This window comes from Novosphingobium sp. B-7 (assembly GCF_000410615.1).
In the GTDB taxonomy this organism is placed as follows: Bacteria; Pseudomonadota; Alphaproteobacteria; order Sphingomonadales; family Sphingomonadaceae; genus Novosphingobium; species Novosphingobium capsulatum.
This window is the reverse complement of sequence record NZ_KE148422.1, coordinates 1-433: the sequence shown is the minus strand read 5'-3', so window position 1 is coordinate 433 and position 433 is coordinate 1. Positions and strand designations below refer to the sequence as shown.

Annotated in this window: 1 protein-coding gene; it reads right to left on the bottom strand. The window is 72.1% G+C overall.

What is annotated here, in order from left to right:
* A partial coding sequence (locus H926_RS34950; RefSeq protein ID WP_305809479.1) for a sensor histidine kinase KdpD occupies positions 1 to 433 on the bottom strand: 433 nt, incomplete at both ends.

Here is a 433-nt window from a genome sequence, read left to right as displayed (position 1 = left end):
GCAGATCGTCCCCCGCGTTGGCCACGGCCTCGGCCAGGTCCACCGCCTCGGGCCGCAGGGCAATCGCGCCGGCCTCGATCCGCACCATGTCGAGCAGGTTGGCGATGAAGCGTTGCAACCGTTCCGCCTCGGCCCGGGCAGTGGCAAGGATCGGCACTTGCTCGGGATTGGCGGGCGTGAGTTCGCGCAGCGTGCCGACCACGGCGGTGAGCGGGGTGCGCAGATCGTGGCTGATCGAAGACAGCAGCGCGGCACGCAACCGGTCGCGCTCTTCCAGTTGGCGCACGCCGGCCATGTCATGCTCAAGCCGGATGCGTTCGAGCGCTAGGCCGGCCTGGTCTGCCAGGCTGCCCAAGAGCGGGAGGCGATCGCTGCGCACCGGGGCGCTGGCATCGCCGCGTGCCAGGCCGAGCACCGCGAGCGGCGCGCCGCC